Here is a 13420-nt window from a genome sequence, read left to right as displayed (position 1 = left end):
GCCTTCCGGGGCGGCGCACATTTATGCTGCCGTATGTCCCGCACGCCCCTGATCCGCGCCGCCACGCCCGCCGACGCCCCCGGCATCGCCGCCGTGCACGTCCAGAGCTGGCGGGACACGTACGCGGGCCTGATCCCCGCCGACTTCCTGGACCGCATGACCAGCCCCGACATGCAGGCGCAGCGCGCCGCGTTCTGGACGGGCAACATCGCGGCCGGGCAGGACGTGGTGCTCGTCGCCGAGGACGCCTCCGGAATCGTGGCCTTCGCGTCCGCCGGGGTCCCGCGTGACCACCCGGACTTCGACGCGGAACTCTTCACCCTCTACAGCCTGAAAGCCGCGCAGGGCGCAGGTACCGGGCGTGACCTGCTGCGGCAGGCGGCGCAGGCCATGCAGGCGCGCGGCGCGGCCAGCCTCGCCCTGTGGGTGCTGGACACCAACCCCACCCGCCACTGGTACGCCCGCCAGGGCGCCCACGAGTGCGGCGAGAAACAGGACGGCGCCCTGCGTGAACTCCGCATGGGCTGGTCAGACCTCACGCCCCTCGTGGGTGCGCCCACGTGACAGGCTCGGCCTCATGGCGACCGACCTCAAACCCACCGTCAGCCCGGCCCAGAGCCTCGACCTGCTCGACATCCGCCTGGGCCGCGTCCTGAACGCCGAACCCGCCCCCGGCACCCCCAAGCCCGCCTACCGCCTGACCGTCGACTTCGGGAAGTACGGCACGCGCGTCAGTGTGGGGCGCTTCACCGGGCACACGCCGGAAGAACTGATCGGCGTGCAGGTGCTGGGCGTCCTGAACTTCGAGCCCCGCCCCGTCGGGGACAGCGTGTCCGAGGTGCTGATCCTGGGCGTGCAGCTGCCCGGCGCGCCCAGCGGCGACGCCACCCCCCTGGTCCCGCTGCACGCCGCGAAACTGGGCAGCAAGGTGTTCTGATATCGACTCCGGTTGAAAGGTTTGCAAAATCTTTCAACCCGAGCGGATGCGAGAAGGAGTGAAGCGGGTTCCGGACGTGGAGTTGGCAGATCGGTGATCTTCCGATGTGCCAACGAAACAAACGGAATCCGTGAAATGGGTGTGGGGTGTGGGCGCCGCGCTGGCCGCCCCTTCACAGCCCAGTGTCCCCGCTCAGCGGCGCAGTTTGCGGGCGGCCTCGTCGGGGGTGATCTCGCCGCGTTCCAGGCTGGCGAGCACCTCGGCCTGCGGGTCGGCCTGCTCGGGTTCGTAGCCGATGGCGCGCAGCAGCGTGTCGAAGCGCGCCCGGACCGTGGGGTAGCTGATGCCCAGGACCCGCTCGACCTCCTTCAGGTTGCCGCGCACGCGGATGTACAGCCGCAGGAACTCCAGGTTGTCCGGCGTGAGGACCGCGAACTCGTTCAGTTCGAACACGCCGCGCACCGTCACGCCACTCGTCGGGAAGCGCAGCTCGGTCACCAGCGGGGACTCGGTCTCGTCGGGGAAGGGGAGGGGCAGGGGCCGCATCCTCCCACTGTACGCCCCGCCCACGGTGCCCTCCGGGTCGCGGTGCTCAGCGAATGCGGGTCACGAGGCGCGTCTCCGGGTCCGGCTGGTGCTCCAGACGCAGGATCGGCGCGTCCGGGTACTCGGCGTACAGGCCCTCGCCCCACTCGATCACGCTGACGCGACTGCCGCGCACCAGCTCCTCGAGGTCCATCTCGAACAGTTCCTGCACGTCCCGCACGCGGTAGGCGTCCACGTGCAGCACCTGACCGCCCGGCGCGGGGTACACGTTCATCAGCGCGTACGTGGGGCTCGTGACCGGCTCGGTGAAGCCGTACGCGCCCACCAGCCCCTGCGTGAGGCTGGTCTTCCCGGCACCCAGTTCACCTTCCAGAAACAGCACGCTTCCCGGCGGGAGCGCCCCGGCCAGCGCCGCGCCGAGGGCCTGCTGTTCACTCAGGCCGCGCAGGACGCGGGACTCGCCGGGGCTCAGGGGCAGGGGAGGGGTGACGCTCATGCGCCCAGTATCGCGCCGGGCGCCTACTCGCGCCAGATCGCCCAGTGGCTGTCCAGCGCGTCCATCTGCTCGGGCGTGCGGCCCCCCTGACGCAGGAGGCTCATGACCTGCCCACGGTGATGGCTGTCGTGCACGATGGTGTGCATCAGGAAGTGCGCCGGGTCGCTCTGGTACGTACCCTCGTTCCAGGGGTCGGCGAAGGGCTCGCCCGACGCGCGGTGCGCCTCCACAGCCTTAATGGCGGCGGCGTCCCCAGCGGCCAGCGCCTCGGGCAGGGCGGTGGCGGGCGCGTTCGCCCAGCGCCACTGCGGGTCGCCGTCGGCGTCCAGTTCATCCGGGTTCAGGAGCGGCATGGCGTGGTCGCGGCTCATGTTCCACAGCCAGCCCACCCGGAAGGTCGCCATGTGCCGCAGGTGCCGCTCGACGGTCCACCCGCCGCGCCCGTCGGTCAGGGCGAACTCCTCCGGGGTCAGGGCAGCGATCAGGGTGTCGTTCACGCGGGCGTTGCGGCGGAAGGATTCGAGCAGCAGGGTCAGGTCGGTCATGCGGTCTCCTGGGGTAGGGAAAGGGGGCGGCGCCAGATGGCCCAGGTGTCCTCCAGCTCGTCCAGACGCTCTGGCGAGGCGCCGGCGTGGCGCAGCAGGGTCACGATCTGTCCCCGGTGCCCCGCGTCGTGCACGGTCATGTACGTCAGGAACAGCGCCGGGCGGGTGTGGAAGGTGCCCGCGCCGTGCGGGTCGGCGAACGGGGTGCCGCTCGCCGCGTGCGCCTGCACGGCCTGAAGGGCGGCCTCGTCCCCGGCACGCAGCATGGCACGGAGCAGGGCGGGGTCGGTGGTATGCCAGCGCCACGGGTTTTCCCCGCCGGTCAGGGCCAGCGTGGACGCCGCGAACCCGGGTGCCATCTCCAGCAGCCATCCGCCGCGCGACGCGCCCATATGCGAGAGCATCCGCGCGACAGTCATGCCGCCCCGCCCGTCCGAGAGGGTCAGGTCGTCCGGGGTCAGGCGGCCGATCAGGAAGTCGTTCACGCGGGCGTTCAGCGCGAAGGCCTCCAGCGTCAGGGTCAGGTCGGTCATGTGGTCTCCGGGGGGGTGGGGGTCACGGCAGCTGGCAGCGGATGCGGGTGGCGGGTCGCTGCGGCGCGGGGCGAGCTGGGGGCGGCGTGGGCATGGGGGAAGCGGCGGGAGTCATGCGTCCTCCGGGGGTGGGTTCACGAAGGCGGCGGCGGACCGTCCGGTCTCCAGCGCGGGCAGGGAGAACAGCAGGTCCAGCTGCGGCGGTTTCACGCCCTGGGTGCGCAGTAGCGCGGCGATCTGCGCGGTGTGCCGCACCTCATGCAGCAGGACGTGCCAGACCAGCCCGCTCAGCGTGAACTGCCGGTGACCCTCGGGCCAGTCATCCAGCGTGACGGTGCGCTCCAGGTCGGCGTCCGTCAGGTGGCCGAGGTAAGCGCGGGTGTCCGCCTCGACCGCCTGCCAGTACGCCTCGATGGCGTCCAGACCGAGGGTCGTATCAGGCCCCGCTGCGCCCGCCCCGATGTCCGGGAAGCGGTCCTGCACCATCGGCAGGCCCTGGAAGTCCCCGTGGATCCAGCCGTCCTCGACCTCGGCGGTGTGTACCAGCAGGTCCAGCATCGAGTGGAAGCGCTCGCCGCGCAGCAGCGGCGACCGGAGCACGCCCTCCGGCGCGGCGCGCAGCGTGCCCAGCAGGTCGCGCCGCGCCCGGGTCAGGTGGTCGTACAGCGTGGCGGGGTTCATGGTTCAGCGCTCGTAGAAGGCGGGCGGTTCGATCCCCAGGGCGCGCAGGGACACGTACCCCTGGGCGCGGTGGTGGATTTCGTTGTCCACGGCGTAGATCGCGGCGACCCAGCCGGGCATCTCGCCCCACGGCAGCGCGTGCATGCGGGTGAAGAAGGCGGGGTCGGTGTGCGGGCCGTGCTGTTCCAGTTCGGCGCTCACCTCATCCCAGGCGGCCAGCAGGCCGGCGCGGTCGGTGGGGCCGCTCGTCCAGTCGGGTTCGGGCCACTCGCCGCTGCGCATGGCGGTGACGGTCATGGCGTCCACGAGGTGGATCTCGGTGGCCTGCGCGCCGAAGGGCCGCATGCCGCCCAGGCTGAAGCTGAACAGCTGATCGTCGGGGAAGGCCTCGATGACGCGGCGGGTCAGGGCGCGGTGCCCCTGCCAGTGAGCGACGAAGTCGGGAATGGACAGCGCGGGGGACACGGCGGGAACGGACGCGGCGGGTGCGGTCATGGTGGAACCTCCTGGGGTTGAATCTGCCCCCAGCGTAACGTGGATTCCCGTCAGGATGTGACGTCAATTCCAGTTACCCTGAAGGCATGTACGACCCGAGCATGCGGGTACTGACCGTGCTGGAACTCCTCCAGGCCCACGAGGAGGTCAGCGGCGCCGACCTCGCCCGCCGCCTGGAGGTCAGCCCCCGCACCGTGCAGCGCTACGTCGCCCGCCTGCAGGACCTCGGCATTCCCGTCGAGGGCCGCCGGGGCGTGGGCGGCGCGTACCGCCTCAAGGCGGGGTTCCGCCTGCCCCCGCTGATGTTCACGCCGGAGGAGGCGCTGGCCGCCGCGCTGGGCCTGCGGACCCTGCGCCACCTGGGCCTGCACGCCCTGGCCCCTGCCGCGCAGGCCGCCAGCGCGAAACTGTCGCGCAGCCTCCCGCACGACCTGCGCGCCGACATGCTCGCGCTGGAGGGCAGCGTGCAGTTCGACACCGGCCCCTGGGTGGCGCCCACCGACGCGCACCTGCTCGCGGCGCTGCTGCGCGCCGTGCGCGACGCCTGCACCGTCACCTTCACGTACGCCGCCCCCGACGCCCCCGAGACCCGCCGCGACGCGGACGTGCACCGCGTGGTGCATCTGGAGGGCCGCTGGTACGCCGTCGCGCACTGTCACCTGCGCGGCGCGCGGCGGTCGTTCCGGCTGGACCGCATGAGTGCCCTGACCGTGCAGGCCCGCCACTTCACGAGGGAGCCCGACTTCGACGCGGCCGCGTACCTGCGCTCCACGCTGCGCGCCCCGAAACCCACCTACGCCATCAGCGTGTGGCTGGACTGCCTCCCGGAGGACCTGCGCGGCCGGGTGTCCACCTGGGGTACGGAGGTGCGCTCCGACGCGCACGGCACGCGCCTGACCACCACCCGCGAGGGCCTGAGCGGCTTCGCGGCATTCCTGCTGGGCCTGGACTGCGACTTCCGCGTGGACAGCCCCCCGGAACTGCGCGCCGAATTCGCCCGGCTGGCCGAACGCTGCGCCGCCCACGCCAGCGCGACCCAGCCCGGACCTACGGACTCTGCGTACACTGGGGCATGACCCCCACCAACGAGGACCTCGCGCAGGGGAAGGCGTACACGGCGCCCGGCATCACGGTGTACTACGACGCGCGGCGCTGCCTGCACGTCGCCAACTGCGTGCGCGGGCTGCCCGACGTGTTCGACCCGAAGGCCCGCCCGTGGATTCAGCCCGCCAGCGCCGGGGCCGACGCGGTCGCGGCGGTCGTCCGCACCTGCCCCACCGGGGCGCTGCACTACGTCCTGGATGGACAGGAGGCTGAGATGCCCGACGAGACCACCACCATCACCCCCAGCCCCGACGGTCCCCTGATGATCAAGGGGAACCTCGTGATCGACACGCCCGGCGGCGAGAGGAAGGACGTGCGCGCCGCGCTGTGCCGCTGCGGCCATAGCGGGAACAAACCCTACTGCGACGGCACGCACGCGAAGGTCGGCTGGACCAGCGGCGAGGCGGACGAGAGCTGAGGCGCACGCCGGGACGATTTCCTGTCCACGGGACGTAAACTGGCCTATGACCGCGATCATTCCCGACCTGATCCGTAAGAAACGCGACGGCCAACAGCACACCCGCGAGGAACTCGAGACCCTGGTGCTGGGGTACACGCGCGGCGACGTGCCCGACTACCAGATGAGCGCCTGGCTGATGGCCGTGTTCCTGCGCGGCATGGCCGAACAGGAGACGGCTGACCTGACCATGGTCATGGCCGAGAGCGGCGACCTGATGAACCTCGGCGACCTGCCGCGCACGGTGGACAAGCATTCCACGGGCGGCGTGGGCGACAAGACCAGCCTGATCCTGACGCCCATGCTGGCCGCGCTGGGGCAGACCGTCGCCAAGATGAGCGGGCGTGGGCTGGCGCACACCGGCGGCACCATCGACAAACTGGAGAGCATTCCCGGCTGGACCAGCGAACTGGAGGAGGACCGCTTCATCGCGCAGGCGCGCGAGATCGGCCTCGCGCTGGTCGGCCAGAGCAAGGACCTCGCCCCGGCGGACGGGAAACTGTACGCGCTGCGGGACGTGACCGCCACCGTGGACTGCCTGCCGCTGATCGCCAGCTCGATCATGAGCAAGAAGCTCGCGTCAGGCGCGCACACCGTCGTGCTGGACGTCAAGGTGGGTGCCGGGGCGTTCATGCGCACCCTGGACGCCGGGCGCGGCCTGGCCCGCGCGATGGTGGACATCGGCAACCGCGCCGGGCGGCAGGTGCGCGCCGTGCTGACCGACATGGACACCCCGCTGGGCCACATGGCCGGGAACAGCCTGGAGGTCCTGGAGGCTCTGGCGACCCTGCGCGGCGAGGGGCCGGATGACCTGACCGAACTGTGCGTGGCACTGGCCGTAGAAGCCCTGGCCGCCCAGGGTGAGGATGAAGCCGCCGCCGAGGCCCGCGCGCGCGCCACCCTGACCGACGGCAGTGCCCTGGCGAAGTTCCGAGCGTTCATTGAGGCGCAGGGCGGCGACGCCACCTACGTGGACGACATCAGCAAGTTCGACGTGGCGCCCGGCCGGGCCGACGTGACCGCCCCCGAATCCGGTTTCGTGGCGGGCATCGACGCCCTGAGCGTCGGCCGCGCCGTGCTTGTGCTGGGTGGCGGCCGCGAACGCAAGGGCGAGGCCATCGACCACGGCGTGGGCGTGGAACTCCTGCGTAAACCCGGCGAGGCCGTCCAGGCGGGCGAACCCGTCCTGCGCATCTACCACCGTGACGCGCGCGGCCTGGACGCCGCCCAGCGCCTCCTCACCGAGGGCCTGACCATCAGCGCCCAGGCCCCCGCGCCGGAACCGCTGATCCTCGACCGCGTGTTCTGAGTTGAAAGTCAAAAGTTGATGGTTGATGGAAGGCCACCCCTCTATCAACCATCAACTTTCGACCATCACCGCCCCTTACCGTCTGCCGTAGCCGCTGCCGCCGGGGTTGGTCTCGGGGGTGCTGGTGGTGCGGGCGTCGCCGCCGCCCCGCCCGAAGTCGTTCCTGCCGGAGGCGTAGCCGCCCTGGGCGGGCGTGACGGTCGCGCCGAAGCCCTGCACGGGCGCCTGACCGTACCCGGCGGGCATGCTGGCCGCGCCGCCCGCCGTGCCGATGCTGGGGTCGTTGGCGAGTCGGGCGAATTCCTTGCTGTCCACGGCGCGCTCCACGCCCACGTCGAAGGAGATCACGCGGCGGCGGTACAGGTTCGCCAGGAAGGCGTCCATGGTGACCATGCCCTCGCGCGCGCCGGTCTGCATGACGCTGGTGATCTGGAAGGTCTTCCCTTCGCGGATCAGGGCGCGCACGGCGGGGTTGGCGATCAGCAGTTCGTACGCCAGGATGCGGCCCTGCCCGTCCAGGCGGGGCAGCAGCTGCTGCGTCATGACCGCCACGAGGTTGTTCGCGAGCTGCACGCGGATCTGCTCCTGCTGCTCCTCGGGGAAGACGTCCACGATACGGTCGATGGATTCCGGCGCGGAGTTGGTGTGCAGGGTGCCCATCACGAGGTGCCCGGTCTCGGCGGCGGTCACGGCAGCCTTGATGGTCTCGTAGTCGCGCATTTCGCCCACGAGGATCACGTCGGGCGCCTGGCGGAGCACGGCGCGCAGCGCGTCGTTGAAGCTCATGGTGTCCGCGCCGACCTCACGCTGGTTGATGATCGACTGCTTGTGCGTGTGCATGAACTCGATCGGGTCCTCGATCGTCATGATGTGCAGTTTCTTGGTGGTGTTGATGTGGTCGATCATCGCCGCGAGCGTCGTGGATTTCCCCGAGCCGGTCGGGCCGGTCACGAGCACCAGGCCGCGCGGCGCGTTGGAGATCTCGATGACGTTCGCGGGGAGGCCCATCTCCTGGGCGCTCTTGATCTTCGTGGGGATCAGTCGCAGCACGCCGCCCACGTTGCCGCGCTGCATGAACGCGTTCACGCGGAAGCGGGCCTTCTCGCCCAGCGCGAACGAGAAGTCCAGTTCGCGGCGTTCCTCGAAGGTCCGCTGCTGCTTCTCGTTCATCATGGAGTACATCAGTTTGCGGGTGTCGGTCGGAGCGAGTTCCGCGAAGCCCTGCGAGTCGTACACGCCCTGCAGCTTGAACTGCGGGGACAGTCCGACGGTGATGATCACGTCGGAGGCGCCCTTGTCGGCGGCGAAACGCAGGATATCGGTGATGTCGGCGGCGGGCTGGGTCATACGGGTCACCTCGCGGGTGGAATGGGAGGCTCAGGGTGGGGCGGCCGGGTTACTTGCTGGTGACGGCCAGGACCTCTTCCAGGGTGGTGATCCCCTTGAGGGCCTTGTCGATGCCGTCCTGGCGGAGGGTCTTCATGCCGCTCTGGTTGATGGCGACCTCGTTGATCTCGGTGGCGTTCTTGCCGCTGCCGATGGCGACGCGCAGCGGCTCGTCGATCACCATCAGTTCGTGGATGCCCATGCGGCCCTTGTAGCCGGTGCCGCCGCAGCGGTTGCAGCCCGCGCCGCGCATGAGTTGCGCGCCGCGCAGGTCCCGCTCGGTGATGCCCAGGCGGCGCAGGACGTCCGGGTCGGCGTTCGTGGGCGCCTTGCAGTCCGGGCAGACCTTGCGCACGAGGCGCTGCGCGACCACGCCCACCACGGCCGCGCCGATGTTGAAGTGCTCGACGCCCATCTCCTCCAGACGCACGATGGCGCCCGGCGCGTCGTTCGTGTGCAGCGTCGCCAGCACGAGGTGGCCGGTCAGGGCGGCCTCCACGGCGATCTTGGCGGTCTCGGCGTCGCGGATCTCGCCCACGAAGATGATGTCCGGGTCCTGTCGCAGGAAGGCGCGCAGCGCGCGGGCGAAGGTCATGCCCGCCGTGTTGTTCACCTGCGACTGCACGATGCCCGGAATCTCGTACTCGACCGGGTCCTCGATCGTCGTGGTGTTCTTCTCCGGCACCGCGATGCGCTTCAGGGTCGAGAAGGAGGTGAAGGATTTCCCCGAGCCGGTCGGGCCGGTCACCAGGAAGATGCCGTTGGGTTTGTGGATGGTGTCCAGGTACCGCTGGTAGTTGTGCTCACTGAAGCCCAGCTGCTCGACTTCGGGGATGTTGCTGGCCTTCTGCAGCAGACGCATGACGGCCTTCTCGCCGTACACGGTGGGCAGCGTCGAGAGTCGCAGGTCAAGGTCGATGCTGCCCTTCTTGAAGCGGATGCGGCCGTCCTGCGGCACGCGCCGCTCGCTGATGTCGAGGTGCCCCATGATCTTCAGTCGGGCGGAGATGCTCTGCGCGCTGCCCTTGGGCAGTTCGTTCTGCTCGCGCAGCACCCCGTCGATGCGGTAGCGGATCTTCAGGGCCGTCTCGGTCGGCTCGATGTGGATGTCGCTGGCCTCCTGCAGCGCCGCCTCGCGGATGATGTTGTCCACCACGCGCACCACGGCGTTGTCGTCCAGCCCGGCCGTGAGGTCCTCGGCGTCCTGGCGTTTGCCTGCCGTCTCGCGTTCCTTGCTTTCCTTGGCGAGCTGCTGGTTCAGGTTCGCCATGTCCTGACTGCCGAAGTACCGCTCGATCAGGCGGGTGATGTCCTTTTCCGCCATGACCGCCGGGACGATGTCCCGCCCGGTGATCAGCTTCAGGTCGTCCAGCGCGAACACGTTGCGCGGGTCCTTCATCGCGACGACCAGCGACTCGCCTTGCAGGCGGACCGGGACCACGCCGTAGCGGCGCGCGGTGGACTCGGGGATCATCAGCGCGACCTTGCTGTCCGGCGGGTTCTGGACGGGGTCCAGGAACTCGTAGCCGAGCTGCGCGGCCAGCGAGCGGGCCAGCATCTCCGGGCTGAGCTTCCCGGACTGCACCAGCGTGTCCTCCAGGCGCCCGCCCCCGGCGTTCTGTTTCTGCAGCGCCGTGTCGATCTCGTCGGCGGCGGCGAAGCCCAGCTCGACGATCACCTCGCCCAGCGGTTTGACGCGGCCCTCGCGGGCCTGCACCTGCAGCGCCTCGCGCAGCTGCTCGCGCGACAGGGTGCCCTGCTGCACCATCTGCTCGCCCAGCCGCCCACGCTGCGGGTAGAACCGCTCGATCAGCGTCTCGATGTCGCGCGGTTTGGCCAGCACGAGCTGCACGGGCCGCCCGACGAGCGCCTCGATGTCCTCGCGTTTGCGCGGGTCGCTGGCGACGACGGTCACGCCGTGATCGGTCTCGTCGACCGGCACGGCGGTCAGGCGCAGCGCGTCGGCGCGCAGCATGCTCCCCAGCACGTCCTCGCTGGGCTGGAAGTCGCGCGGGTTGCGCAGGAACACCGCGCCGACCTGCTCAGCCAGCACCTCGTACAGCTGGTCCTCGCTGATGATCCGCTGCGCGATCAGCGTGCTGCCCAGCGGCTCGCCGGTCTGCTGCTGCGCGTCGAGCGCCACCTGCAGCTGCGCGTCGCTGATCAGGCCGCGGCTGATCATGCGCTGGCCCAGCATCCCACCCGCCGGGCCGCCCTCGGCCTCGGCGGGCGCCTCGACGGTCAGGTGCAGTTCGGGGTAGTACGTGGCGATCGCCCACATGATCTGGTCACGCAGCGCCTGGTACACCTCGATGTTCAGGCCGCTGTCGTCCTCCAGCGCCTCGATGGCCATGCTCGACAGCGGGTCCACGATCGCGACGCGCAGCGTCTGGCCTTCCAGCGCGAACGGGAACGCCTGGTGCTGCAGCGCCGTCTGGGCGCGCACGGCCTGCACCGCGCCGGGTTCGGGCGTGACGACCAGCAGGTTCACGAGCGGAATGCCGAGCGCTTCCTCGATGGCGCGCGCGATGCGTTTCTCGCCGACCATGCCGGAGTCGATCAGGATCTCCGCGAGGCGCCCGCCGACCTCGGCGTGGCGGACCAGGGCTTTTTGCAGGTCCGTGTCGTTCACGTACCCCTGTTCGAGCAGGATGGCGCCCAGGCGCCGGTCACCGATGGAAAGAGCCATAGCGTTTCAGTCTCCTTGCGTGAGGGAAATGGGGAGTCCAGTGAGGGTGGGTGTCGGGAACATCAGTGGTGCCAGTCGTGTCCGTAGCGTTTCAGAACCGCGCGTTCCAGCCTGCGGGCCACACGCGTATGAGGAAGGGCGTTGGTGACCAGAGGTCGGACCAGAATAGTGTGCATGCCGCTCAGGTTGCCGCCCAGCACGTCCGTGAACAGCTGGTCGCCGACCATGCCGACCTGCTGAGCTGGGAGGTGCAGTTCGCGCAGGGCGCGGCGGAACGCGCGGGGGTTGGGTTTCCCGGCCAGCCCGACCCCCTGGAATTCCAGTTTGTCCAGCCAGAACTGGGCGCGTTTCCCGGTCGCGTTACTCAGGAGGTACAGGCCCACCCCGGCGAGTTTCAGGTCCCGCACCCACGTCAGGGTCTGCGTGACGCCCGCCGGGTCGTAACTGCCGTAGGGGACCAGGGTGTTGTCGAGGTCCAGCAGCAGGCCGTGCAGTCCGCGGTCCGCCAGGAATTCCGGCGTGATGTGCGTGACATGGTCGATCACGTCCGCCGGGCGCAGCAGGCTCACGCGGCGCTCCCGGCGCGGCCGATCACGGCCCACATGCGCCCCGTCACCCCGGCGTCGCGCCGGAACGAGTAGAAGTCTGTCTCCGTGGAGCAGCGGCCGCTGACCCACACCTGCGCGTCCGGCACGCCCGCGTCCAGCAGCGCGGCGCGGTTCGCCCCGGCGAGGTCCAGGTGCGGGCCGGGCTGCACGAACGCGCCCAGACCAGCATCGGTGAAGGCGTCCGCGACGCCCTGGCCCACCGGGTACGCGGCGGCGCAGATGCCGGGCCCGACCGCCGCGCGGATCCGCTCCGGGCGGGCGCCCAGCGCCGTCATGGCCTCCACGGTCCGAGCGCCGATGCGGCCCAGCGTGCCCTTCCACCCGGCGTGCGCGGCGCCCAGCACCCCCGCCTGGGGGTCCTCCAGCAGCAGCGGGTAGCAGTCGGCGGTGCCGATGGCGAGCAGCACGCCTGCCTGCGCGGTGACCAGCGCGTCCCCGGTCCAGTGGCCGCCGCCAGTCACGGTCACCACGTCGGTCCCGTGCACCTGCGTCAGGCGCGCCACCTGCGCGGGCGTGAAGCCCAGCGCGCCGGTCAGCTGCGCGCGGTTCGCAGCGACCACTGCCGGGTCGTCCTCGCGGTCGTCCAGGTTCAGCCCCGCGTAGGGACCGACCGAGACGCCACCCCGCCGCGTGGTGAACGCGTGCGGTGCGCTCAGGTGCGGCGCGTGAAGCAACATCAGCCCAGTATCGCGTGTCATCTCTCACCGGATTCTGACGCTTTTTGCACGCCACGCACCGTGAAGTGCCGCGCCCGGTCCGATTTTTTGCACCCGCATCAGCGCCGCCGGGCGCGGATTGCTAGAGTCCCCCGCATGGTGCAGATTGACCTGAGTGACAAGACCGCCCTGGTGATGGGCGTCGCGAACGCCCGCAGCCTCGGCTGGGCCATCGCCGAGCAGCTTCTCTCGGCCGGGTGCCGCGTGGGCTTCTCCTACCAGGGTGAACGCCTGAAGAGCGAACTCGACAAGCTCCTGACCGGCAAAGAAGGCGTGTGGGCCCAGCAGGCCGACGCGACCAGCGAAGCAGACCTGACCGCCCTGTTCGCCCGCGTGAAGGAAGAGTTCGGGCACCTCGACTACCTGATCCACTCCATCGCGTTCGCGCCCCGCACCGCCATGGACGGCCGTTTCCTGGACACCACCGAGGCCGACTGGAACACTGCCCTGAACGTCAGCGCGTACACCCTGGTCTCCACCGCCCGCCACGCCGAGCCGCTGCTGCGCCCCGGCGCGAGCATCGTCAGCCTCACGTACCACGCGTCGCAGAAGGTCGTGCCCAAGTACAACGTCATGGGCGTCGCCAAGGCCGCGCTGGAGGCCACCACCCGCTACCTCGCCAGCGAGATGGGCGCGGCCGGCGTGCGCGTGAACACCATCAGCGCCGGACCCATGCGCACCATCGCCGCGCGCAGCATCCCCGGCTTCGGCAGCATGTTCGAGAAGGCCGCCGAGGCCGCCCCGCTGGGCCGCAACGCCACCCCCGACGAGGTCGGCAAACTGGCCCTGTTCCTGCTGTCGGATCTCGGCAGCGGCGTGACCGGACAGACCGTGTACGTGGACGCGGGCTCCAGCATCATGGCCATGAAGATCGAACAACCGAGCTGACCGCTGCCCCCTGACTGCGGTGTTCAGGGG

General features: G+C 70.3%; 16 protein-coding genes. 6 read left to right on the top strand and 10 right to left on the bottom strand.

The genetic code is table 11. From position 1 onward, the window contains the following. The first annotated feature begins 33 nt into the window (after positions 1 to 33). Both EXW95_RS10095 and EXW95_RS10090 read left to right on the top strand, forming a co-directional pair. Positions 34 to 564, top strand: a complete 531-nt coding sequence (locus EXW95_RS10095) for a GNAT family N-acetyltransferase (protein ID WP_174367355.1) — start codon at positions 34 to 36, stop codon at positions 562 to 564. A gap of 13 nt (positions 565 to 577) precedes the next feature. Further along, positions 578 to 937 carry a tRNA-binding protein gene (locus tag EXW95_RS10090; protein WP_174367354.1) on the top strand — a complete coding sequence of 120 codons (360 nt, stop codon included), beginning with the start codon at positions 578 to 580 and terminating at the stop codon, positions 935 to 937. A gap of 192 nt (positions 938 to 1129) precedes the next feature. Here EXW95_RS10090 and EXW95_RS10085 read toward each other — a convergent pair whose 3' ends face one another. The 6 genes from EXW95_RS10085 to EXW95_RS10060 form a co-directional block, all read right to left on the bottom strand. Then, positions 1130 to 1483 carry a DUF2089 domain-containing protein gene (locus EXW95_RS10085; RefSeq protein WP_119673891.1) on the bottom strand — a complete coding sequence of 118 codons (354 nt, stop codon included), beginning with the start codon at positions 1481 to 1483 and terminating at the stop codon, positions 1130 to 1132. Between the two features lie 46 nt (positions 1484 to 1529). Further along, positions 1530 to 1979 carry a tRNA (adenosine(37)-N6)-threonylcarbamoyltransferase complex ATPase subunit type 1 TsaE gene (gene tsaE, locus EXW95_RS10080; RefSeq protein WP_174367353.1) on the bottom strand — a complete coding sequence of 150 codons (450 nt, stop codon included), beginning with the start codon at positions 1977 to 1979 and terminating at the stop codon, positions 1530 to 1532. A gap of 23 nt (positions 1980 to 2002) precedes the next feature. Beyond that, positions 2003 to 2524: a DinB family protein gene (locus EXW95_RS10075; protein WP_174367352.1), complete on the bottom strand. Its 522-nt coding sequence runs from the start codon at positions 2522 to 2524 to the stop codon at positions 2003 to 2005. Continuing rightward, positions 2521 to 3057: a DinB family protein gene (locus tag EXW95_RS10070; protein ID WP_174367351.1), complete on the bottom strand. Its 537-nt coding sequence runs from the start codon at positions 3055 to 3057 to the stop codon at positions 2521 to 2523. Before EXW95_RS10070 ends, EXW95_RS10075 begins: the two co-directional genes overlap by 4 nt. A 111-nt stretch (positions 3058 to 3168) precedes the next feature. Continuing rightward, positions 3169 to 3738, bottom strand: a complete 570-nt coding sequence (locus tag EXW95_RS10065; protein ID WP_174367350.1) for a DinB family protein — start codon at positions 3736 to 3738, stop codon at positions 3169 to 3171. A gap of 3 nt (positions 3739 to 3741) precedes the next feature. After that, positions 3742 to 4233 (bottom strand): DinB family protein, encoded by a 492-nt coding sequence (locus EXW95_RS10060; protein ID WP_174367349.1) that lies wholly within the window; start codon positions 4231 to 4233, stop codon positions 3742 to 3744. An 86-nt stretch (positions 4234 to 4319) separates the two neighbouring features. On the opposite strand from EXW95_RS10060, the gene EXW95_RS10055 reads away from it, so the two are divergent. The 3 genes from EXW95_RS10055 to EXW95_RS10045 are packed head-to-tail and all read left to right on the top strand — an operon-like array spanning position 4320 to position 7103. Then, on the top strand, positions 4320 to 5309 hold the full coding sequence (locus EXW95_RS10055) for a YafY family protein (protein ID WP_174367348.1): 990 nt from the start codon (positions 4320 to 4322) through the stop codon (positions 5307 to 5309). After that, on the top strand, positions 5306 to 5755 hold the full coding sequence (locus EXW95_RS10050; protein WP_174367347.1) for a (4Fe-4S)-binding protein: 450 nt from the start codon (positions 5306 to 5308) through the stop codon (positions 5753 to 5755). Before EXW95_RS10055 ends, EXW95_RS10050 begins: the two co-directional genes overlap by 4 nt. A 46-nt stretch (positions 5756 to 5801) precedes the next feature. Beyond that, positions 5802 to 7103 carry a thymidine phosphorylase gene (locus EXW95_RS10045; protein WP_174367346.1) on the top strand — a complete coding sequence of 434 codons (1302 nt, stop codon included), beginning with the start codon at positions 5802 to 5804 and terminating at the stop codon, positions 7101 to 7103. 75 nt (positions 7104 to 7178) lie between these two features. Here EXW95_RS10045 and EXW95_RS10040 read toward each other — a convergent pair whose 3' ends face one another. The 4 genes from EXW95_RS10040 to pgeF all read right to left on the bottom strand — a co-directional run bounded on the left by EXW95_RS10040 (position 7179) and on the right by pgeF (position 12463). Next, positions 7179 to 8450 (bottom strand): type IV pilus twitching motility protein PilT, encoded by a 1272-nt coding sequence (locus EXW95_RS10040; RefSeq protein WP_174367345.1) that lies wholly within the window; start codon positions 8448 to 8450, stop codon positions 7179 to 7181. A gap of 49 nt (positions 8451 to 8499) precedes the next feature. Next, positions 8500 to 11178 (bottom strand): type II/IV secretion system protein, encoded by a 2679-nt coding sequence (locus EXW95_RS10035; protein WP_174367344.1) that lies wholly within the window; start codon positions 11176 to 11178, stop codon positions 8500 to 8502. Between the two features lie 62 nt (positions 11179 to 11240). After that, positions 11241 to 11747: a YqeG family HAD IIIA-type phosphatase gene (locus tag EXW95_RS10030; RefSeq protein ID WP_174367343.1), complete on the bottom strand. Its 507-nt coding sequence runs from the start codon at positions 11745 to 11747 to the stop codon at positions 11241 to 11243. Further along, a complete protein-coding gene (pgeF, locus tag EXW95_RS10025; RefSeq protein WP_254605579.1) occupies positions 11744 to 12463 on the bottom strand; it encodes a peptidoglycan editing factor PgeF in 720 nt (239 codons plus the stop codon). The genes EXW95_RS10030 and pgeF overlap by 4 nt, the downstream gene beginning before the upstream one ends. Positions 12464 to 12598: 135 nt before the next feature. On the opposite strand from pgeF, the gene EXW95_RS10020 reads away from it, so the two are divergent. Beyond that, on the top strand, positions 12599 to 13390 hold the full coding sequence (locus tag EXW95_RS10020) for an enoyl-ACP reductase (protein ID WP_174367341.1): 792 nt from the start codon (positions 12599 to 12601) through the stop codon (positions 13388 to 13390). Positions 13391 to 13420 lie beyond the last annotated feature (30 nt).

The sequence above is a fragment of the Deinococcus sp. JMULE3 genome, from assembly GCF_013337115.1.
In the GTDB taxonomy this organism is placed as follows: domain Bacteria; phylum Deinococcota; class Deinococci; order Deinococcales; family Deinococcaceae; genus Deinococcus.
This window is presented reverse-complemented; position numbering and strand designations above follow the sequence as displayed.